The sequence below is a fragment of the Idiomarina sp. Sol25 genome (assembly GCF_033052775.1).
Taxonomy (GTDB): Bacteria; Pseudomonadota; Gammaproteobacteria; order Enterobacterales; family Alteromonadaceae; genus Idiomarina.
Window position 1 is genome coordinate 22489 of sequence record NZ_JAUPEW010000007.1, and the last position, 21051, is coordinate 43539.

Genomic DNA, 21051 nt, shown 5'->3' on the forward strand with positions numbered 1-21051 from the left:
GAAGAATTGGAGGTTCTAATGGCAAAAATGACGGTTCTGCAATATCCAGACGAACGTTTGCGTAAAGTCGCACAAAAGATTGAAAAGGTAGATGACAGTATACGCTCGGTTATCGACGATATGTTTGAAACCATGTATGAAGAACAAGGCGTAGGCCTGGCGGCAACCCAGGTTGACGTACACAAACGCCTATTTGTCGCGGATTGCAGCGAAGATCAAAACGAACCGCTGGTGTTCATTAACCCGGAAATTACCGAAGCAGAAGGCCACTTTAAAAACGATGAAGGCTGTCTGTCGTTCCCCGGCGTTTACGCGAAAGTTGAACGTGGCGAGAAAATCACAGTAACTGCATTGGATAAAAACGGCGAACGCTTCAGCCGTTCCGCGGAAGGGCTGCTGGCTATTTGTATTCAGCATGAAATGGATCACTTAGACGGTAAACTCTTCGTCGACTATTTGTCGCCACTAAAACGCGAGCGCATTCGTAAGAAATTAGAGAAAGAGCAGCGCCTTGCTGAAAAGTATGCGGCGGAAACACAATAATGCGAATTGTCTTTGCCGGTACTCCGGACTTCGCGACACAACACTTACAGCAACTGCTTGATGAATCTCATCAGGTAGTGGGCGTTTATACACAGCCCGACAGGCCTGCAGGACGTGGCAAAAAGCCGCAGCCTAGCGCGGTTAAGGAGCTTGCGCTCGAACACCATCTTCCTGTTTATCAGCCCGAGTCCTTAAAATCAGATGAGGACCAGGCTGCTTTAGTCGAGCTAAAACCTGACGTCATGGTTGTGGTAGCTTATGGCTTACTGCTTCCACAAGCAGTATTGGATATTCCCACGAAAGGCTGCCTGAACGTGCACGGTTCTTTGTTGCCCCGCTGGCGAGGTGCCGCTCCAATTCAACGCGCGATATGGGCTGGCGATTTAGAATCCGGTGTCTGCATTATGCAAATGGAATCCGGCCTTGATACCGGTCCGGTGCTGCACGAAGAGCGCTGCGCTATCAGTCCCGAGGAAACCTCGGCTTCGCTTTATCACAAGCTTGAAAGCCTGGGGCCTAAGGCGTTAATTAAAGTATTAAAAGATCTCGACGGCTATCAGAGCCAAGCTAAGCCGCAAAGTGACGCCAATGCCACTTATGCGAAAAAGCTGACCAAGCAGGAAGGTAAAATAGACTGGACACAACCGGCGGCCTTTATCGAACGCTGCGTACGAGCGTTTAACCCCTGGCCAATGAGCTGGTGCCAGTCAGAAAATTTAAAAGCCGGACAGAACACACTAAAAATTCACGCAGCTGAACTTATTCAGGGTGCCAGCAATAAAGGTACGGGAACGATTATTAACAGCACACACGAAGGCATCGACGTGGTGACCGGGGACGGTATCTTACGTATCACTCAAGCGCAGATGCCAGGCAAAAAGGTTCAGCCAGCCAGTACCTTAGTAAACGGTTATAGTAATGTCTTTAGCCCGGGACTGGAATTACAATGAGCCAGCAGAAAAAGCCAGAAAACGGCGGTCAGGGAGCAACTAGCCGGGCCGCCGCTGCAACCGCCCTCTTTCATGTATTAGAGAAAGGTGAGTCGCTTTCCGCAGCTTTACCCCACGCCACCGGTAACCTCTCTGACGCAGACAAACGTCTTGCCAGTGCAATTAGCTACGGTGTTTTAAGGGTTCTGCCCAACCTTAACAAGCTGGTTGGGGCTAAACTGGATAAGCCACTTAAAGGTAAGCTTAAAGTATTGCACTACTTACTACTGGTAGGTGCCTATCAGCTTTATTGTCTGCGCATTAAAGATCACGCTGCCGTCAGCGCCACAGTAGAAGCGGCGCGTATTCTGGGCAAACGTAATCACAAAGGCCTGGTAAACGGTATACTCCGTCAATTGCTTCGCGAAGCGCCAACTGCAGATGAGTCACAGCAGCGCGAGCTGCCTGTTGACGCGATGGAAAATCATCCGCGCTGGTTGTTTGACGCAATTCAGGCAGACCACCCGCAAAAAGCCAGCGACATTCTTTTAGAAAACAACGCTCACCCGCCCATGTGGTTACGCGTGAACCGTCGTTTTTTCAATCGCGATGACTATTTGAGACAACTGGAAGACAGTGGTATTGCTGCCGAAGGCGACACCCTCGCCAGCGATGCTATTCGGCTGCATTCACCTGTTCCGGTTGAAAGGCTTCCGGGCTTTGACCGCGGACACGCATCGGTGCAGGACCGTTCGGCACAGCTGGCTGCCGACTACCTGAATGCAGAAGCTTCCCACCGCGTACTCGATTGTTGCGCTGCTCCAGGAGGCAAGCTATTGCACCTGCTTGAGCGAAACGACTTTGAACAACCGGTTCAGGCCATTGATATCGATGCTAAACGTCTTGAGCGAGTGGACGAAAACCTGGAGCGCGCCGGTTTAAGTGCCGTAGTTCATTGCGCCGATGTTTCTGCAACCGACGACTGGTGGGACGGCGAGCAGTTTGACCGCATACTGCTGGACGCACCCTGCTCTGCTACAGGCGTGATACGCCGCCATCCTGACATTAAATGGCTGCGTCGCGCTGAGGACATTAATGAGCTCGCGCAATTGCAAAAACAGATACTCAATTCGCTTTGGCCTTTACTTAAAAACGGCGGAGAACTCCTTTACGCAACCTGCTCTATTCTAAACCAGGAAAACCAAACTCAAATTGAGTCTTTTCTAAAACAGCAATCGAGTGCTAGTCTGATACCTATTGATGAAAAGCAGAAAACTCTGCAACTGCTCCCGTGTGAACATAACGGGGATGGTTTCTTTTACGCGAGATTGAAAAAAGTCGAATGAAAATTATCATACTCGGTGTTGGCCAGGTCGGTGGCACATTAGCAGAAAACCTGGTTGGCGAACGCAACGATATCACCATAGTTGATACCAATAACGATTTACTGGACGATTTGCAGGATAAGTATGATCTGCGGGTCGTCGTTGGTAACGGAGCCCATCCTGATGTTTTACGTCGCGCGGGTGCCGACGATGCCGACTTACTTATTGCAGTAACCAGCAGCGACGAAACCAATATGATTGCCTGTCAGGTTGCTTACTCGATATTTAATACACCAAAGAAAATAGCCAGAATTCGCTCTGAAGAATATATCCGCTATAAAGATCAGCTTTTTCATAATCAGGATGCGCCGGTTGACCACATCATTTCACCGGAACAACTGGTAACCAGCTATATTCGCCGGCTGATTGACTACCCCGGCGCTCTGCAAGTTATGGAGTTTGCCAACGGACGAGCCAGTCTGGTGGCGGTAAAGGCCTACTACGGCGGAAAGCTGGTTGGTCATGCTATCTCAACACTGCGGGAGCATATTCCCAATATCGACACCCGGGTTGCGGCTATTTATCGTCAGGGTAAGCCTATACGCCCTACCGGAACCACAATCATCGAAGCCGATGATGAAGTCTTCTTCATTGCAGATACTCGCCACATCAGCACCGTAATGCAGGAACTGCAAAAGCTGGAAGATAAGTACCGCAGAATAATGATTGTTGGTGGCGGGAACATTGGTGCCGGTCTGGCGAAACAACTGGAAGTTGATCACCGGGTTAAGCTGATAGAGCGCTCAGAAACCCGCGCGGAAGAACTTTCTCAAAGCCTTGAGCATACCTTAATTTTCCGCGGTGACGCGTCCGATCAAAAATTGCTGGAAGAAGAGCACGTTGAAGACATCGACGTATTTATTGCGGTTACCAACGACGACGAAGCGAATATTATGTCAGCCATGCTGGCTAAACGCATGGGCGCCCGTAAAACCATGGTGCTCATTCAGCGTAGCGCCTACGTTGACTTGGTGCAGGGAGGCGAAATTGATATTGCCATTTCACCGCAACGCGCCACAGTGTCAGCTCTACTAACTCACGTACGCCGTGGCGATATTGTTAACGTTTACTCACTGCGAAAAGGTGCGGCCGAAGCTATTGAGGCAATTGCACATGGTGATGAAGACACCTCCCGAGTGGTGGGTAAAGCCATTAAAGATATCAAGCTTCCGCCGGGAACCACCATTGGTGCGGTTGTCCGCGGACAAGAAGTGCTTATGGCGCACAGTGAAACCATTATTCACTCCGACGACCACGTTATTCTTTTCTTGCTGGATAAAAAGTACATTGATCAGGTTGAAAAAGTCTTCCAGCCAAGTGCGATGTTCTTTTAGTCCAGTTCTTTCAACTGCACCCGGCCACGGGTGGCAGCTTGTAGCTTCTTCTGCAACGCCCCAACATTCACGGGGCGTAGCAACACCTTAAGCCGCACACTCTCTTCATACTCCGAAGATTCCATTTCAGCATTGGCCTCAAGCAAAAGTGGTTCAACATCGCCCTGATCGGTATAAGCAAAGTTTAACTGAAAGCGTTGTTTAAAAACCCGCTGCTCTCTTTCAAGCTCATTCAGTGCAGCAACTGTCGCGTCGGTATAGGCCCGCTGAAGTCCGCCCGTTCCCAGCTTCACTCCACCGAAATATCTCACAACTATAGCGGTAACCTCACCTACACCACTATTTTGTAGCGCCATAAGCATAGGTCGCCCTGCCGTTCCGGAAGGTTCGCCGTCGTCGCTGTAAGCCATACTTTGACTGTTATTAGGCGCGGAAAAAAGCGACGCAGAACAGTAGTGAGAAGCTTTGGGCCAGCGCTTTCTTACGACCGCCAGAAACTCAGCGGCGCTATCGGCGTTTGCTGTATGTGCCAGGCACGCAATAAAGCGGCTGCCTTTAACTTCTATTTCGACTTCCGTTTCCGAAGCCGGAATGTCGTAATCCTGATCATGCAAGACGGGTAACCTTTTTCACGTAATCATCTAAAGCAGTTTGGCGTGTAAGGTTATCATTTCGCTCCCGGTAAACCACAATATTATCCTCAACCCGCACGCCACCAAAGGGTTTAAATTCATCCACTCGGCGCCAGTTAATTAAATGCTTATTGCGCGAATTTGCCAGCTTCTGCAGCAAAGGTTCAATAAAATAGATTCCAGGTTCAATGGTATAAACCTGTCGAAGCTCTACGGTACGAGTGGTTTTTAACGTAAGGTGACCTCTAGGTGGTGCTATTGGAGTGCCCCTTTCATCAGCCTGCGCGGCACCAACGTCGTGTACCTGCAGGCCCAAGGGGTGTCCTAAGCCATGCGGAAGAAATACCGTGGTTATACCGTCTTCAATCATTTGTTCTGGACTGCAACTGACAAAACCAAAAGCAAACAGTACATTAGCAATTTGTTCATGAGCCAACTGGTGCAGCGCAGGGAATTCAACGCCCGGCTTCATTTTATCAATTAAAGCCAATGTAATTTGATCAAGTGCAGCTATCAGCTCTTCGTATTCATTGTGTTGTTTAGACCAGGTACGGCTAACATCGGCAGCATAACCGCAAACCTCAGCGCCCGCATCAACCAGCATCGACTTGAGCGAGCCTGAAACTTTCTTGTCGGGCATCCAGTGATGCAAAACACTGGCATTTTCATTTTGTCCAATAATGTGATTATAAGGCACTTCGTTCTGCCCTTGCCGAGTAGCCGCCATGTATTTCAGCAGACAATCAAACTCCGACTCACCGTTAAAAAACGCGTCAGCGGCCGCAACATGGCCTTCAGCCGCAAGGTGGTTTGCCTGGGTTAAACAGGCAATTTCGTAGTCGGTTTTAAACAAGCGATGATAATGAAAAAAGTGAAGCACAGGATCTGGGTTTATATTCTCAAAACCCAGAGCCTTGGCAACCTCAATATGTTCACCAAGGTAAGCCGCGTTTTTCTTTCCGTAAGGAAGCAGTTTTTCAATGGCCTCTGGCGAACTGATGTGTTCCACGTGGAACTCTTCTAACCAAGGAGCACCCTCGAGGCTTGCCGTCGTATGCCAAAAGTCCGGAGAACTTAATAAAACTAGTGTCGGTCGAGTGTTCGGCTTCAAGATAACCCAGGCATTAGGCAACTGGGTTTCCGGGCACCAGGCTTTAAAATGAGGATTAGCACGAAAGGGATAATTCATATCATCCAAAAACCAGCGCTTTTGTTGGCCAGAATGAATAGCAAGTAAATCTAAATTTTCTCGTTTAAAAAGTCGCTCAGCACGAGTCTGAAGCTGTTTTATATGGTCAGGAAACAACGGCCACAAATCTGCTATTGCAGTCATATTGGATCGCCTTATTCAGTATCAACAATTGTCATATCAACAACTTGCTCAAACAAATTATCCTCGTTACCACCCAACATCCTATAAATTTGCTGATAACTCAATACCGCTTTTACGTAATCTCTCGTTTCATGGTACGGAATGGTTTCGACCCACTCGTCGGCAGCAACAGGCTCGTCGGGTAACCAGTCTTTAACTCGATAATAACCTGCATTATAACTTGCTGTAGCTAATAACCAATTATTCTCAAAGCGGTGTTTCAGTCGACTTAGATAGTCAGTGCCCAGGCGCACATTAACAGCGGGGTCGTTCAACCGCCGCCAACTATTATTTTTAGTGTCCAGTTGCTTTGCGGTACCAGGCAGAATCTGCATTAGCCCCCTTGCGCCGGCACTTGAATAGGCATCGTGCCGAAAATTACTTTCCCGACGCGTAACAGCTAAAGCCCAGCTTTCATCTATTCCGGCGGCTTGTGACGCCCGCCCTAATATGTCTTTGTAAGCTAATGGGAAACGAATGCCCACAGCGTCAAAATGCCCTATTTGCGCTAATGTCCATATCGCCTGATCGTGCCATCCCCACTCGCTGGCGAGATAGGCCGCGACCTTTTGCTCCTCGCCATCAAGCTGCGTCAATAAATGGTTCCATTCGCGCCGGGCGTCGACCCAGCGCTCCAGTTGAATCAGTTCATACGCACGTTGCACGCTAGGATGATTACGAATTTGCTCGAGTTGAACAACACTGACTTCAAGTTTCTCTTGTTCAAGGCTCACCGGCTTTTGTAATCGTGCGGCCGCCAGAAAGCCGTAGTAATGCCGTTCGTCTGATAAATCTTCGTACAGTTCTTGTGCGGCCAAAGCGTTACCGGTTATCTCTTGTGAACGAGCCAGCCAGTAACGCCATTGATTGCCCTGCCGAATGGCAACCGGCAAACTTTGGATCGCATCTCTCAGGCCTTCGTAATCTTTGTCCTTAAGATAAATAGCCAAACGCCACTGTAAAACTCGTTCATTTAACGCGTTGACCGGAACGCGGTCATGCCAGACACGAGCTTCAGGGTGAGAGTTTAAGCTTAATGCAACAGCAAATTCTTCCGCAATACGCCCTTTTTGTTGTTCGGTAAAGGGTAGTTGTGAACTCAGCTTTTTATAGCTTCGCAGAGCAATGTTTTCGTTACGCCAAACCAGCTTAGTTAAAGCATAGGTGACTATTTGTGCCTCTTTTCCAGGATAGCGGCCCTTGTACCAGGAGTCGTCCTCTATAGCGGCGGGTGAATACCTAACCTTATGATAAAACTCACCCAGATACTGCTGTAACTCAGGCAATAAACCGGTTAAATACGGAAGTAGAGTCGGGTTACCGTGTTCGGCCGCTAATTCCAGTCGCTCCCAAACCTTTTCTTCAGTGCGCTCACCCAGTTCCGCCCACTCGTCCAGGACAGGGTCACAAGCCGAAGGAAGCGAAAACCCATGCTTCCAGATAGCGTCCACTTGGCGTAGAAAAGGCCCATCTTCCAGACCCGTTTTACGTTGTGACTCTATAAACTGACAGCGATGAGTTAGGGTTCCCGGATGCCGGAAGTCCCGGATAAAGCGTGAATATTCCTCCTGCCCTGCCAAATAGGTAAGCCAGGGTTGCCTTAATTGCCAGTCCAGAGGGGTCTTTTCGTACTTTTCAAGAAAGGCCAAAACGCGGTCTTCATTGGCCAGGTATCCAATTTGCTCAAGTCGAGCCAGTTCCAGATACGGCAGCAATGGATAACCTTTCAGCTTTTTCAGTAATAACCGATACTCGTTCAGACGACCACGTTTAGCCGCGTACTCTGCTTTTTTGAATAGCTCACGCTGCTGCTCCCGTTGCTTTGTATCAACAGGCTCAGACTGAACCGCACCAGCGCTCAGCAAGAACAAAGCGAGAAACAATGGCGCACTGTAACGTATGATAAACGACTGCTTTTTCATTAATTCAAACGCATGTTTAAATAACCGTTGAAAAATTGGCGTATTCGCGCCAAACTCTATCTACCTTAACCCAAAGCTATATCAGAATCAGTTTCTTTATAGCAACAAATTAATGGAAGTCGTGGGAGACCCAAGATGATCTATCAAGGTGAAAGCATTCGGGTCGATTTTATCGAACCAGGTTTCGCAGAACTACAATTTGATGCGAAAGGCTCGGTTAATAAATTCGACCAGGCGACATTAGAAGAATTCAGTGAAGCACTGACAAAATTACAAAACACTAACGACCTGCGCGGCGTCATTGTCACCAGTAGCAAGTCGACCTTTATTGTCGGCGCTGACATTACCGAGTTCCTGACACTGTTTTCTGATCAGGAAAAAACCCGCAGCTGGGTGGCAAAAGCTTCTCGCGTATTTGACCAGTTGGAAGACCTGCCAGTACCAACAGTTGGTGCGGTAAAAGGTTTCGCATTAGGCGGCGGTTGTGAAGCCTTGTTAGCCTGTGACTACCGTGTAGCGGACACCACAGCAACTCTCGGCCTGCCGGAAGTTAAACTGGGCCTTATTCCTGGCTTTGGCGGCACCATGCGTTTACCTCGCGTAATTGGTCCGGACAACGCACTTGAGTGGATAACCACAGGTAAAAACAACAAAGCTCATGATGCACTAAAAGTCGGCGCTGTCGATGCGGTTGTTGAACCAGAAAACCTGACCAAAGCAGCTCTTAATTTGGCGAAGGAAGCTGCAGCCGGTCAACAGGACTGGAAAGCCAAGCGTCAGCCTAAGTTAGAGCCGCTGAAAGCTAACGACACCGAGTTGATGATGACCCTGGTGACAGCTAAAGGCTTAATTGCAGCCAAAGCAGGTAAACACTACCCGGCACCGCACAAAGCGTTAGAAGCGATAGAAAACGGCGCGCGCGAACATCGCGAAGGCGCATTAAAAGCAGAAAACAACGCGTTTTTCGACCTGACCCAAACCGACGCGTGTCAGGCACAGGTTGGTATCTTCCTGGCGGACCAGGCGGTTAAAAGTAAGTCTAAGAAGTACGCGAAAGCAGCAACCAAAGAAATTAAGACAGCAGGTGTTTTGGGTGCCGGCATTATGGGCGGCGGTATCGCTTACCAGTCAGCGCTTAAAGGCGTACCGGCGGTTATGAAAGACATTAAGCAAGACGCTTTAGACTTAGGTATGAAAGAAGCCGGCAAGATCCTGAAGAAAGGTGTCGAGCGCGGCAAAGTTAACAGCGAGAAGATGATTAAAATCTTGTCTTCTATTACGCCTACGCTGCTGAATGACGCAGTCAAAGACGTCGATATTGTCGTAGAAGCCGTTGTTGAAAACCCGAAAGTTAAAGGCTCGGTACTGGCAGAAATTGAAGGCGTAATTGGCGATGACGCCATTTTGACGTCAAATACTTCGACCATTTCTATTACTGAACTCGCTAAGAACCTGAAGCGCCCTGAAAAATTCTGCGGTATGCACTTTTTCAACCCGGTACACAAAATGCCTTTGGTTGAAATTATCCGTGGCGAGAAAACCTCAGATGACACCGTTAATGCGGTAGTCGCCTATGCGCTTAAACTTGGCAAAACCCCTATCGTTGTTAACGACTGCCCGGGCTTTTTAGTCAACCGTGTATTGTTCCCGTACCTGGCAGGCTTTGCCGGCATGGTGGATGAAGGCGTTGATTTCGTCGGCATCGACAAGGTTATGGAGAAGCAGTTCGGCTGGCCTATGGGTCCTGCTTATTTGAGCGATGTGGTCGGTATCGACACAGCTGATCATTGTACCGTTGTGATGGAAGCAGGCTTCCCGACCCGCATGAAGCGCGACGAGTCAAGCGCCATTGCTAAACTGGCGGCTGCTGAGCGTTACGGTCAGAAAAACGGCAAAGGCTTCTACGTTTACGGCACCGACAAAAAAGGTAAGCCAACCAAAGAGGCAGATCCAGCCACTTACGAGCTGTTAGGTTGTGAGCAAGGCAAAAAACTGGATGCTGACGAAGTCATTGCGCGTTGCATGATCCCTATGGTGAACGAAGTCGTTCGCTGCCTGGAAGAAGACATTGTTGGCTCTGCTGCCGAAGCAGACATGGCGCTGCTTTATGGCTTAGGCTTTCCTCCATTCCGAGGCGGTCCTTTCCGTTATCTGGAAACGCTTGGCATGGACAACTTTATTCAACTGGCAGACAAGTACGCGCACCTGGGTGAAATTTATCAGGTTACCGACGGCATGCGTGAAATGGCTAAAGCCGGTAAATCTTACTTTGACACAACCAGCGCGAAGTAAGGCTTGAGGAGGTTATTAAAATGAAAGACATCGTCATAGTAGATTGTATTCGTACGCCAATGGGGCGTTCAAAAAATGGTGTTTTCCGCCATACTCGTGCCGAAGACCTCTCAGCTGCGCTGATGAAGGGCTTACTTGAGCGTAACCCGGAAGTAAACCCGGAAGAACTGGAAGACATTTACTGGGGTTGTGTACAACAAACCTTAGAGCAAGGCTTTAACATTGCGCGTAACTCGGCACTCATTGCGGGTATTCCACATAAAGTAGCCGGTGTGACGGTTAACCGTTTGTGTGGCTCTTCAATGCAGGCACTGCACGACGCAACACGCGCAATTATGAACGGCGACGGTGATATTTTTATGGCCGGTGGTGTTGAGCACATGGGTCACGTACCAATGACTCACGGAATCGACTTTCATCCGGGCATGAACAAGTCTGTAGCGAAAGCCTCAGGCAGCATGGGCATGACCGCTGAACTGTTGTCTCGTAAGTTCGGTATTACCCGTGAACAGCAAGACGAATTCGGCGCTCGCTCTCATCGCAAAGCGCACGAAGCGACCGTTGAAGGCCGCTTTGCTAAAGAAATTTACCCAATTAACGGCCACAATGCCGACGGCGAACTGGTGCGCGTTACTGAAGACGAAGTAATTCGTCCGGAAACCACTGCTGAAGGCCTGTCACAGCTTCGCCCAGTGTTTGACCCCGCCAACGGTACGGTAACCGCAGGTACCTCATCAGCCTTGTCTGATGGCGCCGCTGCCATGTTAGTAATGTCTGCTGACAAAGCCAAAGAGCTGGGTCTGACGCCACGCGTTAAAATCCGCTCAATGGCCGTTGCAGGCTGCGATCCGTCCATTATGGGTTACGGACCGGTTCCTGCAACGGAAAAAGCACTCAAGCGTGCTGGCGTCTCTATTGATGACATCGATGTTGTTGAACTGAACGAAGCCTTTGCCGCGCAGTCTTTGCCTGTTCTTAAAGGCCTGAAACTGTTCGACAAGATGGAAGAAAAAGTGAACCTGAACGGCGGTGCTATCGCTTTAGGTCACCCATTAGGTTGTTCTGGCGCACGTATCTCAACTACGCTGATCAACTTAATGGAAGAGAAAGATGCGAAGCTTGGCCTAGCCACTATGTGTATCGGCTTAGGTCAGGGTATTGCGACTGTGTTCGAGCGCGTCTAGAAAGACTGGGGCAACTGGGTAGTTTACTCTTTTGCCCTATGAGACAGGGGGCGCGGGAAGGCTCGCCCCTTTTTATTGTCAGGAAAGACGCAGAAACACGCCGTAAACCCATCCCTGGGGGCTTGTCTGCAGCAATCCATGGCTGCAGACAGTTTATGAGTCTTTCCCGCCAAAAAACAGCGGGTCAATCCTCCCCACTCGCCTGACTCTTACGCAAGCAAAGTGTTAAACTACCCAGTAATTACACTTAACGTCTTTAAAAAAATAATGGCTCAAATTAACTGCGACAAAGAACTGGACACCTTAGGCCTTAAATGCCCGGAGCCGGTAATGCTGGTACGTGCGGCTATCCGCAAGATGTCGGTAGGAGAGACTTTACTGATTATTGCAGATGATCCCGCAACAACCCGGGATATTCCGGGATTTTGCGAGTTTATGGAGCATGAGTTGGTGGGGTCTGAAACTGAGAAAGTGCCCTATAGCTATTGGGTGAGAAAGTCACATTAATAACCTGACGCGGGTGCGTCAGGCGTTTTCTTTATTCAGATACAACTCCCAAAATTCCGCTTTACCTACGTCACCTAATTCATAAGGTGCAAAGCCGAAGTTCTCATAGGCTTTTTTCGCCCGATCATTGTTCTCAAGCACTTCCAGTGTCAATTTTACGCAGCCACGAAATTCCGCCAGCGTTTTCACTTCTTCTAATAGCTTTTTAGCAACGCCCTGACCACGATAATCCGGGATAACGGCTATGTCATGAATATTCATTAACGGTTTTGCTGCGAAGGTTGAGAAGCCTTCGACGCAGTTTGCAACGCCAACCGGAGTATCACCATCGTAGGCCAGCAAAGAAAAGACATGGTCTCGTTTTGCCATTTCGTCTATTAGGCTTTCTTTGACGTCATCAGATATGCCTTCGCCACCACCCATAGGGTCTTTAGCATAAGCATCTAACATAGCAATAACCGCATTACGGTGTTTAGGGTTGCTGTAGTCCGCAAGAGTAATTTCTATCATTCTTCCTTCGCTCATTTTACAACGTAAACTGTTTCATTTGTTCAGCAACAGGCTGATAGCAATGACAGCTAGTAACATGGTCGTTCACCATACCAACTGCTTCCATAAAAGCATAGCAAATGGTCGGTCCGACAAACTTAAAGCCTTCCTTTTTTAACGCTTTTGCCATGCTTTGGGAAGCTTCTGTTTCTGTTGGGATCTCACTTTGCGTCGGGTACGCATTAATAATCGGTGAGCCGCCCACAAACGCCCACAGCCAGTGCTCAAACTTAATGCCCTTTTCTTCCATTCTTAAGTACGCTTCAGCGTTAGTAAAAATGGCATCAATTTTGGCTTTGCTACGGATAATATCACGGTTGCTGTAAAGTAATTCACGATCAGCGTCATTCATAGCCACAATAGCTTGTGGGTCAAAACCTAAAAAAGCTTTCTCATAGCCGCTCTGTTTACGCAGAATAGTTAACCAGCTAAGTCCCGCCTGCTGCCCGTCCAGACAGAGTTTCGCGAAGAGTTCTATCGGATCGCTTACCGGACGCCCCCACACATTGTCATGATAAGCACGGTAGTCGTCAGCAGATTCACACCAGGAACACCGTTCTGGCTGATTATTTGTCATGCCTTCCCCTATAACCAAGGCGATTCAGAGGGTATAATCTACGCATATTTTTCGACCTTCGGTCAACCACAAATAACAAAGCAGAGAATGCGTATGTCGACGTACGATGTGAAAACCTTTCAGGGGCTTATTCTTGCTCTTCAGGATTACTGGGCTCAGCAGGGCTGTGCCGTGGTTCAGCCACTCGATATGGAGGTTGGTGCCGGTACCTTCCATCCAATGACCTTTCTGCGTTCATTGGGCCCGGAGCCAGCGAGTTTTGCCTATGTGCAACCTTGCCGCCGTCCTACCGACGGCCGTTATGGCGAAAACCCAAACCGCCTGCAGCACTATTATCAGTTTCAGGTCATTATGAAACCTTCGCCTAAAGACATTCAGGAGCTGTATCTGGGTTCTTTAGAAATGCTGGGCTTTGACACACTGACTCATGACATACGCTTTGTAGAAGACAACTGGGAATCTCCTACTCTGGGCGCCTGGGGCTTAGGCTGGGAAGTCTGGCTTAACGGTATGGAAGTCACTCAGTTTACTTACTTCCAACAGGTAGGCGGTTTAGAGTGCCGTCCTGTGGCCGGAGAAATCACCTACGGCCTTGAGCGTTTAGCTATGTACATTCAGGGCGTGGACAGCATTTATGACCTGGTCTGGACAGACGGCCCGCGCGGTAAAATCTTGTATCGGGATGTTTTCCATCAGAACGAAGTTGAGCAATCGACGTACAACTTTGAATACGCCGACGTTGACGTGCTTTTCCGCCGCTTTGACGACTGCGAAAAGGAATGTGAACTGTTAATAGAAAAGTCTCTGGCTTTACCCGCGTACGAGCAGGTTATGCGCGCATCTCACGCCTTTAACTTACTGGATGCCCGACACGCTATTTCTGTGACCGAAAGACAGCGCTACATACTTCGAGTCAGAACCATGGCGAAGGCCGTTGCCGAAGTCTATTATCAGGCGCGCGAAGCTCTTGGCTTCCCTTTAGCCGACAATAAAAACAAACCAGCAGCGAACTAAGGAGAGCGAGCCGTGCAAAAAGAAAACTTATTAATTGAGTTAGGTACTGAAGAGCTTCCTCCAAAAGCCTTAAAATCGCTGCGTGACAGCTTAAAGTCGGGTATTGAGTCAGGCTTAAAGAGCGCAGAATTGAATTTTGATAGTATTGAGGCTTATGCAACCCCTCGCCGACTGGCTGTTCTGGTGAAACAAGTTGAAACTGAGCAGCAGGACAAAGAAGTCGAGAAGCGCGGGCCAGCAGTAACTGTGGCTTTTGACGACTCTGGTAAACCGACTAAGGCAGCTGAAGGTTGGGCTCGCTCCAACGGCATTACGGTAGAACAGGCTGACCGCCTTAAAACGGACAAAGGCGAATGGTTATTGCACAAGGCTACTGTAAAAGGCCAGGCTCTCGCTGACTTAGTTCAGGGTATGTTGGAAGCAGCCATTAAAACACTACCTATTCCTAAGCCGATGCGCTGGGGGGACAGCACCGCGCAATTTATTCGCCCTGTGCACACACTCACTGTCATGCTGGGCAGCGAACTTATTAAAGCTGAAATACTGGAAACGCAGAGTGCCCGTTTTATACAGGGTCACCGCTTCCATTCGTCTCAAGGTTTTGAGCTCGACCATGTCGACAACTACTTACCTAAACTTCGTGAAGCGAAAGTGATCGCTAACTTCGAAGAGCGTATTGAAACCATTCAGTCGGAAGTATCACGTCTTGCCTCAGAACTCGGCGGCCAGGTTATTCAGGATAACGAATTAGTGGAAGAAGTTGCTGCCCTAGTGGAATGGCCCGTTGCTTTAACGGCAAGTTTCGATCAAGGTTTCCTCGCGGTACCAAAAGAGCCGCTTATCGTTACCATGAAAGACGACCAACGTTACTTTCCAGTCGAAGATGGCAAAGGTAACTTACTGTCGCAATTTATTTTCATCACCAATATTGAAAGTCGCGACCCTCAACAAATCATCAAAGGTAACGAAAAGGTTGTTCGCCCTCGCCTGGCGGATGCCCAGTTTTTCTTTGAGTCTGATAAGAAAACGACTTTAGAATCGCGAGTTGCTGCACTGGACTCTGTTCTGTTCCAAAAACAACTGGGTAGTATTGGCGACAAAGCTCGTCGTATATCGGTGTTAGCAGGGAAAATTGCAAACCAGTTAACTGCCGACGTAAAAGCCTCAGAACGAGCCGGTCTGCTGTGCAAAGCTGACCTGGTTTCCGATATGGTTTCTGAGTTTCCCGAAACCCAGGGTGTTATGGGTAAACACTATGCGTTAAACGACGGCGAAAGCCCGGTAGTAGCCGAAGCAATAGAGCAGCACTACTGGCCTCGTTTTTCTGGGGACGAATTACCTTTGACACGAGAGGCTTGTGCCGTCGCTTTAGCAGACAAGCTGGATACATTGGTCGGTATATTCGGTATTGGTCAGGTACCGAAAGGTGACCGTGACCCATTCGCTCTGCGCCGTGCAGCTCTTGGTTTGTTGCGCACTCTGGTCGAGCGACAGTTGCCACTAGATTTACATGAACTGTTAGCGGCATCCGTCGAAGGTTTTGGTGACAAGCTATCGAATAACACTGCCACTAACGACGTCTTCGACTTTTTACTTGGTCGTTTTCGTCCCTGGTACCAGGATCAGGGCATTTCCGTCGATGTTATTCAGTCGGTACTGGCACGGTCGCCGTCAAAACCAACCGACTTTGACCAAAGGGTAAAGGCTGTTCAGTCATTTAAGTCTATGGATTCCGCTGCTAGCCTTGCCGCAGCCAATAAGCGGGTGGGTAATATCCTGGCAAAATCAGACGAAGAGATATCCGGTAACGTGGATGAAACTCTTCTACAGGAAGATTCTGAAACAACACTTTATCGTTTGGTTAAACAGACAGAAGGCGCTGTTAAGCCACTGATTGCTGATGGTCAATACAATAACGCTCTCACGCATTTATCTGAGCTTAAAGAGCCTGTGGATGCTTTTTTTGAGCATGTCATGGTCAATGCCGATGACGATAAAGTCCGTATTAACCGCCTGAACTTGTTGTTCCGCTTGCATCAACTGTTCCTGGAAATAGCGGATATTTCTTTGCTTCAGTAATTAATACTCTAACTTTAATAAATAAAAAAGCCGGCTTCATTTTCATGAGCCGGCTTTTTTGTTGCCTGTTGCTAATGTCGCTGTTAAGCCTAGACGTCCAAATTGGCAACCTTAAGAGCGTTTGATTCAATAAAGGCTCTACGCGGTTCAACTTCGTCACCCATTAACGTGGTAAACAGTTGATCAGCGCCAATAGCGTCTTCAATCGTTACCTGAAGCATACGACGAGAGTCAGGATCCATCGTAGTTTCCCACAGTTGGTCAGGGTTCATTTCGCCCAGGCCTTTGTAACGCTGAACGTATAAACCACGCTTAGATTCACCAATAAGCCATTCCACAGCTTCAACAAAGTGCGTAACTGGCTGCTTCTTCTCACCGCGAAGCACGTACCCATCCGCTTCAACCAGAGAGTCAATCTCTTCGCCGATAGTCACTATTTGTTCGTAGTCTTTAGACATTAAAAATTCATAGTTCAGCGGGTAGTCGGTGTCGACACCGTGTTGACGAATCGTCGTAGACGGTAACCAAATCTTACGTTCCGTATCTTCGTGAAGAGAAACGGTATAAGTTGCCGAATTAATTTCACGGGCGGTTAGGTCATCATTCAATGTTTTAACCCACTTCTCCATGTAATCTTTATCTTTCAGACGCTCGTCTGTTAAACGAGGCGCATAAAACAAACGCTGTAAGAAGCGTTCTGGCATACGGCGACTCAACCGCTTAATATTTTCCTGAGCCATCTGATACCCGTTAACCAAAGTTTCGAGCTTCTCACCAGAAATACCTGGTGCAGTTTCATTAACGTGCAGCGATGCTTTATCCAGAGCCAAGCTGGTAAGGTAGCGGATCAATGCGGGGTCATCTTTTATGTAAACTTCTTGCTTACCTTTTTTCACTTTATATAAAGGAGGCTGAGCAATATAGATATATCCGCGTTCGATAATTTCAGGCATTTGACGATAGAAGAACGTCAGCAACAAGGTACGAATGTGTGACCCATCAACATCCGCATCCGTCATAATAATAATACGGTGATAACGTGTTTTATCCGGGTTGTACTCATCACGCCCAATACCACAGCCCATGGCAGTAATTAATGTACCAACCTCGACGGAAGACAGCATTTTGTCAAAACGCGCCTTTTCTACGTTAAGAATTTTACCTTTAAGTGGCAGAATGGCTTGGTTTTTACGGTTACGACCCTGTTTAGCGGAGCCGCCTGCAGAGTCACCCTCCACTATGTAAAGTTCAGACAACGCCGGATCTTTTTCCTGACAATCGGCTAATTTTCCAGGTAAGCCCGCAATATCCAGAGCACCTTTACGGCGTGTCATTTCACGTGCTTTACGAGCGGCTTCGCGAGCTCTTGCTGCATCAATAATTTTATTGATGATAAGTTTCGCTTCACCCGGGTTTTCTAATAAATAATCCGCTAACTGCTCGTTCATTGTCTGCTCAACAGCCGATTTCACTTCTGAAGAAACCAGTTTGTCTTTTGTTTGAGACGAAAACTTAGGATCAGGAACTTTAACAGAAATAATGGCAGTTAGACCTTCACGCGCGTCGTCACCTGTTGCAGAGGTTTTGGATTTTTTATTATAACCCTCTTTTTCCATGTAGGTGTTCAATGTACGCGTCAAAGCGGCACGGAAGCCGGCTAAGTGTGTACCACCGTCTCGCTGAGGAATGTTATTGGTAAAGCAATAGATGTTTTCCTGGAATGAGTCATTCCACTGCATACTGACTTCAACACCAATACCGTCTTCTCTTTGTATTGTGAAGTAGAAAGCTTTTTGGTGAATTGGCGTTTTATTCTTATTCAAATAATTAACAAAGGCAGCAATACCGCCTTCGTATTTAAATAAATCTTCGCGGTCGTCACGCTCATCGCGCAAACGAATACCAACACCTGAATTCAGAAACGATAGTTCGCGCAAGCGCTTAGCCAAAATATCGTAGTGGAATTCAGTATTGGTAAAAGTTTCGTGGCTCGGCCAAAAACGTAATTCAGTACCCGTTGTATCCGTATCGCCAACAGGTGTTACATCGCTGTCAGGTTCGCCCATGTGGTAGGTTTGCTCATAAACTTTACCCTGCCTGCGAATGGTCAACTGCAGTTGTTCAGATAGCGCATTTACAACAGAGATTCCAACCCCGTGCAAACCACCGGAGACTTTATAGGAGTTATCGTCGAACTTACCGCCGGCGTGCAGTACGGTCATAATAACCTGAGCAGCAGAAACACCCTCTTCTTCATGTATATCAACTGGAATTCCACGACCATCATCTTTCACGCTGACAGAACCGTCAGAGTGAATGATAACCATAATTTCTGAACAGTGACCCGCTAAGGCCTCGTCAATAGAGTTATCGACAACTTCAAAAACCATGTGGTGCAGACCAGTTCCATCATCCGTGTCACCAATGTACATACCCGGGCGTTTACGAACCGCATCCAACCCTTTAAGAACCTTGATACTCGATGAACCGTAATTATTTTCTTCCATAGTATTATCTCGATATCATTCGTTTATTACCCCATGTTCCACGTGGAACATTCGGGGTGATTTTTGAAATTTATCCGACAACTGCTTTCCAGTAATTGCGGTGATAAACACTTGTGCGTCTAGATTTTCTAACTCACGACAGAGTAACGCTTGGTTTCTTGAATCAAGCTCTGACGTTAAATCATCGACTAAATAAATGCAGGGTTGCCTTTTTATTTTTTGGTAATGCTTCCCTTGCGCTAACTTTAAAGCGGTTATCGCGGTTTTTAATTGTCCGCGAGACAGGCGATGTTTTACTTCTACCCCATCCGCTATCACTTTTATATCTGCCTTATGTGCCCCAACTGAGGTGAAGCCGTATTTCTTATCTTTCTCTGTATGGCTTTCTAAGGCGTCAAATAAGCTTTGGCTAGTATCCCAGCCCGATTTTAATCGAACCTCCATTGTAACATCGGAGAGAAAAGATTTCGCTAGTTCTTGTATATAATCATTCAGTTCTTCTAGGTATTTTTCGCGACTTTTACTAATGCGCTCACCGTAAAAGGCTAACTGCTCTTTCCAATATCGATCTTCTCTCACAGGAAGCGAGCGCTGCTTGAGTAAACTGTTTCTTTGTTTTAAGAGTTGAGAGTACGCGACCCAGTCAGAATAAAATGAGTGTTCCACGTGGAACACGCCCCAATCTATAAACTGCCTTCTCTGTCCTGGACCTTCCAACAAAATATCGACGGACTCAGGCGTTAAGAGTTGTACCGGTACCAAACGCGCAACATCGGACATTCGCTGAACGTTAACGCCATTCAATCTAAGCGACTGCTCCCCATTGGTACTGCGTCTTACACCTATAGCGTAATCTTGGGAACGGCAAAATACGGTAAAGCCCTGGCTCCCTTCTTTGATCAACTGACGGAAACCGCCCGGCCGAAAAGAACGCCCAAAGCCAAGCAAATAAATAGCTTCGAGCAAGCTGGTTTTGCCGGAACCATTATCGCCGGTTATCACATTAATTTTGGGGCTGGGAGATAGAGCCACTTCTGAAAAGTTTCGGAAGTGGCTTAAATTCAACGTCTCAATGAACATTTATGAGGCAGGGTTACAAACGCATGGGCATAATAACGTAACAGCAAGACTCGTCGTGCTGAGGTTCAATTAAAGCACTACTGTTTGAGTCAGACAAAGTAAAAGAAACTTGTTCGTCATCGATGTTATTTAAGACATCTAGTAAATAGCTAACGTTGAAGCCAATTTCCAGATCATCACCTTGATAATCCACTTCTATCACTTCTTCCGCTTGTTCCTGCTCGGGGTTCGTTGCCGTAATACAAAGTTCACCACTACTCAAGTTCAAGCGAACACCGCGAAACTTCTCGTTAGAAAGAATGGATGCACGTCCAAAAGACTGACGCAACGCATCGCGATGGGCAACAATAACTTTGTCTCCACCACTCGGTAAGACACGACGGTAATCAGGGAAACGACCATCTACCAGTTTACTTGTAAAAACAAGCTCTGGTGTTTCCACCCGAATATGGTTATTTCCTATCGACACTGACACTTCCTGATCATCGTCACCTAACAATCGAAGTAATTCGACAACACCTTTACGCGGAACAATAACCTGTCGTTGAGCCAAACCAGGCTGATCTATAGCACAAGTGCTCATGGCTAGACGGTGGCCATCGGTCGCGACGGAACGCAACATGCCGTTATCCGTTTCGAACAACATGCCATTTAGATAATAACGCACGTCCTGATTCGCCATAGAGAAATGTGTTTTCAACATTAAATCTTTTAATACCGCCTGCTCAGTTACCAGGTGGATATCGCTTTTCCAGTCGTCGATATTTGGAAAGTCATCTGAAGATAAGGTGCTTAATTTAAATTTACTGCGACCAGACTTGACTGTGGCACTGTCTTCCCGCGAGGTAAACTCGATGGTCGAGCCCTCGGGCAAACTTCGCACAATATCCAACAACTTCTTAGCTGGAACCGTAACAGCCGCATCCATATCGGCTGACTCAAGCGGCACAGCTGAAACTAGCTCAACCTCAAGGTCTGTTCCGGTTAGTTTAAGCTGGCCGTTATCGACCTGGAGCAACAAATTCGACAAAATAGGTAAGGTATGCCGCCGTTCAACAGCGCCACTTACAACCTGCAGCGGCTTTAAAAAAGCATCGCGGTTAATTGAAAATTTCATGACTGAGTCCCCTGTTTATAACGACATA

General features: G+C 47.8%; 17 protein-coding genes. 9 read left to right on the forward strand and 8 right to left on the reverse strand.

The annotated features are described in order from the left end of the window. Positions 1 to 18: 18 nt before the first annotated feature. The 4 genes from def to trkA are packed head-to-tail and all read left to right on the forward strand — an operon-like array spanning position 19 to position 4191. Positions 19 to 543 (forward strand): peptide deformylase, encoded by a 525-nt coding sequence (def, locus tag Q5L94_RS10480; RefSeq protein ID WP_317498355.1) that lies wholly within the window; start codon positions 19 to 21, stop codon positions 541 to 543. Next, entirely contained in the window at positions 543 to 1493 is a 951-nt protein-coding gene (gene fmt, locus Q5L94_RS10485) for a methionyl-tRNA formyltransferase (RefSeq protein ID WP_317498356.1), read from the forward strand. The genes def and fmt overlap by 1 nt, the downstream gene beginning before the upstream one ends. Beyond that, positions 1490 to 2818 (forward strand): 16S rRNA (cytosine(967)-C(5))-methyltransferase RsmB, encoded by a 1329-nt coding sequence (gene rsmB / locus Q5L94_RS10490; RefSeq protein WP_317498357.1) that lies wholly within the window; start codon positions 1490 to 1492, stop codon positions 2816 to 2818. The genes fmt and rsmB overlap by 4 nt, the downstream gene beginning before the upstream one ends. Then, the gene (trkA, locus tag Q5L94_RS10495; RefSeq protein ID WP_011233279.1) at positions 2815 to 4191 is read left to right on the forward strand and encodes a Trk system potassium transporter TrkA; all 1377 of its coding nucleotides are present in this window, start codon (positions 2815 to 2817) and stop codon (positions 4189 to 4191) included. The genes rsmB and trkA overlap by 4 nt, the downstream gene beginning before the upstream one ends. Here trkA and Q5L94_RS10500 read toward each other — a convergent pair. Genes Q5L94_RS10500 through Q5L94_RS10510 form a run of 3 tightly spaced genes read right to left on the reverse strand, consistent with a single transcriptional unit; the run spans position 4188 to position 8117 of the window. Beyond that, positions 4188 to 4805 (reverse strand): YigZ family protein, encoded by a 618-nt coding sequence (locus Q5L94_RS10500; protein ID WP_317498358.1) that lies wholly within the window; start codon positions 4803 to 4805, stop codon positions 4188 to 4190. The genes trkA and Q5L94_RS10500 overlap by 4 nt on opposite strands. Continuing rightward, positions 4798 to 6156, reverse strand: coding sequence for a Xaa-Pro dipeptidase (gene pepQ / locus Q5L94_RS10505; RefSeq protein ID WP_317498359.1), 1359 nt, complete (start codon positions 6154 to 6156; stop codon positions 4798 to 4800). The genes Q5L94_RS10500 and pepQ overlap by 8 nt, the downstream gene beginning before the upstream one ends. Positions 6157 to 6167: 11 nt before the next feature. Beyond that, entirely contained in the window at positions 6168 to 8117 is a 1950-nt protein-coding gene (locus Q5L94_RS10510; protein WP_317498360.1) for a transglycosylase SLT domain-containing protein, read from the reverse strand. A gap of 135 nt (positions 8118 to 8252) precedes the next feature. Between Q5L94_RS10510 and fadB the strand changes: the two genes are divergently transcribed. The 3 genes from fadB (at position 8253) to tusA (ending at position 12100) form a co-directional block, all read left to right on the forward strand. Continuing rightward, complete coding sequence (fadB, locus tag Q5L94_RS10515; protein ID WP_317498361.1) at positions 8253 to 10409, forward strand: fatty acid oxidation complex subunit alpha FadB; 2157 nt, start codon at positions 8253 to 8255, stop codon at positions 10407 to 10409. A 20-nt stretch (positions 10410 to 10429) separates the two neighbouring features. Beyond that, the gene (gene fadA, locus Q5L94_RS10520) at positions 10430 to 11593 is read left to right on the forward strand and encodes an acetyl-CoA C-acyltransferase FadA (protein WP_317498362.1); all 1164 of its coding nucleotides are present in this window, start codon (positions 10430 to 10432) and stop codon (positions 11591 to 11593) included. A 267-nt stretch (positions 11594 to 11860) separates the two neighbouring features. Next, on the forward strand, positions 11861 to 12100 hold the full coding sequence (gene tusA / locus Q5L94_RS10525; protein WP_317498363.1) for a sulfurtransferase TusA: 240 nt from the start codon (positions 11861 to 11863) through the stop codon (positions 12098 to 12100). A gap of 18 nt (positions 12101 to 12118) precedes the next feature. Here tusA and Q5L94_RS10530 read toward each other — a convergent pair whose 3' ends face one another. After that, the gene (locus Q5L94_RS10530; protein ID WP_317498448.1) at positions 12119 to 12610 is read right to left on the reverse strand and encodes a GNAT family N-acetyltransferase; all 492 of its coding nucleotides are present in this window, start codon (positions 12608 to 12610) and stop codon (positions 12119 to 12121) included. Between the two features lie 16 nt (positions 12611 to 12626). Then, the gene (locus tag Q5L94_RS10535; protein ID WP_317498364.1) at positions 12627 to 13226 is read right to left on the reverse strand and encodes a DNA-3-methyladenine glycosylase I; all 600 of its coding nucleotides are present in this window, start codon (positions 13224 to 13226) and stop codon (positions 12627 to 12629) included. A 93-nt stretch (positions 13227 to 13319) separates the two neighbouring features. Here Q5L94_RS10535 and glyQ point away from each other — a divergent pair, with 93 nt between their 5' ends. After that, positions 13320 to 14240, forward strand: coding sequence for a glycine--tRNA ligase subunit alpha (gene glyQ, locus Q5L94_RS10540; RefSeq protein ID WP_317498365.1), 921 nt, complete (start codon positions 13320 to 13322; stop codon positions 14238 to 14240). A 12-nt stretch (positions 14241 to 14252) separates the two neighbouring features. Continuing rightward, positions 14253 to 16319, forward strand: a complete 2067-nt coding sequence (gene glyS / locus Q5L94_RS10545; RefSeq protein ID WP_317498366.1) for a glycine--tRNA ligase subunit beta — start codon at positions 14253 to 14255, stop codon at positions 16317 to 16319. 89 nt (positions 16320 to 16408) lie between these two features. Here glyS and gyrB read toward each other — a convergent pair whose 3' ends face one another. The 3 genes from gyrB to dnaN are packed head-to-tail and all read right to left on the reverse strand — an operon-like array spanning position 16409 to position 21023. Next, positions 16409 to 18826, reverse strand: coding sequence for a DNA topoisomerase (ATP-hydrolyzing) subunit B (gyrB, locus tag Q5L94_RS10550; RefSeq protein ID WP_317498367.1), 2418 nt, complete (start codon positions 18824 to 18826; stop codon positions 16409 to 16411). A gap of 15 nt (positions 18827 to 18841) precedes the next feature. Then, positions 18842 to 19906 carry a DNA replication/repair protein RecF gene (recF, locus tag Q5L94_RS10555; protein ID WP_317498368.1) on the reverse strand — a complete coding sequence of 355 codons (1065 nt, stop codon included), beginning with the start codon at positions 19904 to 19906 and terminating at the stop codon, positions 18842 to 18844. A 13-nt stretch (positions 19907 to 19919) separates the two neighbouring features. Next, complete coding sequence (gene dnaN / locus Q5L94_RS10560) at positions 19920 to 21023, reverse strand: DNA polymerase III subunit beta (protein ID WP_317498369.1); 1104 nt, start codon at positions 21021 to 21023, stop codon at positions 19920 to 19922. Positions 21024 to 21051: the final 28 nt, after the last annotated feature.

Excerpts from the sequence above, each read along its gene's own strand:
- def (WP_317498355.1), top strand. The coding sequence starts at position 19 with ATGGCAAAAATGACGGTTCTGCAATATCCAGACGAACGTTTGCGTAAA.
- fmt (WP_317498356.1), top strand. The coding sequence starts at position 543 with ATGCGAATTGTCTTTGCCGGTACTCCGGACTTCGCGACACAACACTTA.
- rsmB (WP_317498357.1), top strand. The coding sequence starts at position 1,490 with ATGAGCCAGCAGAAAAAGCCAGAAAACGGCGGTCAGGGAGCAACTAGC.
- trkA (WP_011233279.1), top strand. The coding sequence starts at position 2,815 with ATGAAAATTATCATACTCGGTGTTGGCCAGGTCGGTGGCACATTAGCA.
- pepQ (WP_317498359.1), bottom strand. The coding sequence starts at position 6,156 with ATGACTGCAATAGCAGATTTGTGGCCGTTGTTTCCTGACCATATAAAA.
- Q5L94_RS10510 (WP_317498360.1), bottom strand. The coding sequence starts at position 8,117 with ATGAAAAAGCAGTCGTTTATCATACGTTACAGTGCGCCATTGTTTCTC.
- fadB (WP_317498361.1), top strand. The coding sequence starts at position 8,253 with ATGATCTATCAAGGTGAAAGCATTCGGGTCGATTTTATCGAACCAGGT.
- fadA (WP_317498362.1), top strand. The coding sequence starts at position 10,430 with ATGAAAGACATCGTCATAGTAGATTGTATTCGTACGCCAATGGGGCGT.
- tusA (WP_317498363.1), top strand. The coding sequence starts at position 11,861 with ATGGCTCAAATTAACTGCGACAAAGAACTGGACACCTTAGGCCTTAAA.
- Q5L94_RS10530 (WP_317498448.1), bottom strand. The coding sequence starts at position 12,610 with ATGATAGAAATTACTCTTGCGGACTACAGCAACCCTAAACACCGTAAT.
- Q5L94_RS10535 (WP_317498364.1), bottom strand. The coding sequence starts at position 13,226 with ATGACAAATAATCAGCCAGAACGGTGTTCCTGGTGTGAATCTGCTGAC.
- glyQ (WP_317498365.1), top strand. The coding sequence starts at position 13,320 with ATGTCGACGTACGATGTGAAAACCTTTCAGGGGCTTATTCTTGCTCTT.
- gyrB (WP_317498367.1), bottom strand. The coding sequence starts at position 18,826 with ATGGAAGAAAATAATTACGGTTCATCGAGTATCAAGGTTCTTAAAGGG.
- recF (WP_317498368.1), bottom strand. The coding sequence starts at position 19,906 with ATGTTCATTGAGACGTTGAATTTAAGCCACTTCCGAAACTTTTCAGAA.
- dnaN (WP_317498369.1), bottom strand. The coding sequence starts at position 21,023 with ATGAAATTTTCAATTAACCGCGATGCTTTTTTAAAGCCGCTGCAGGTT.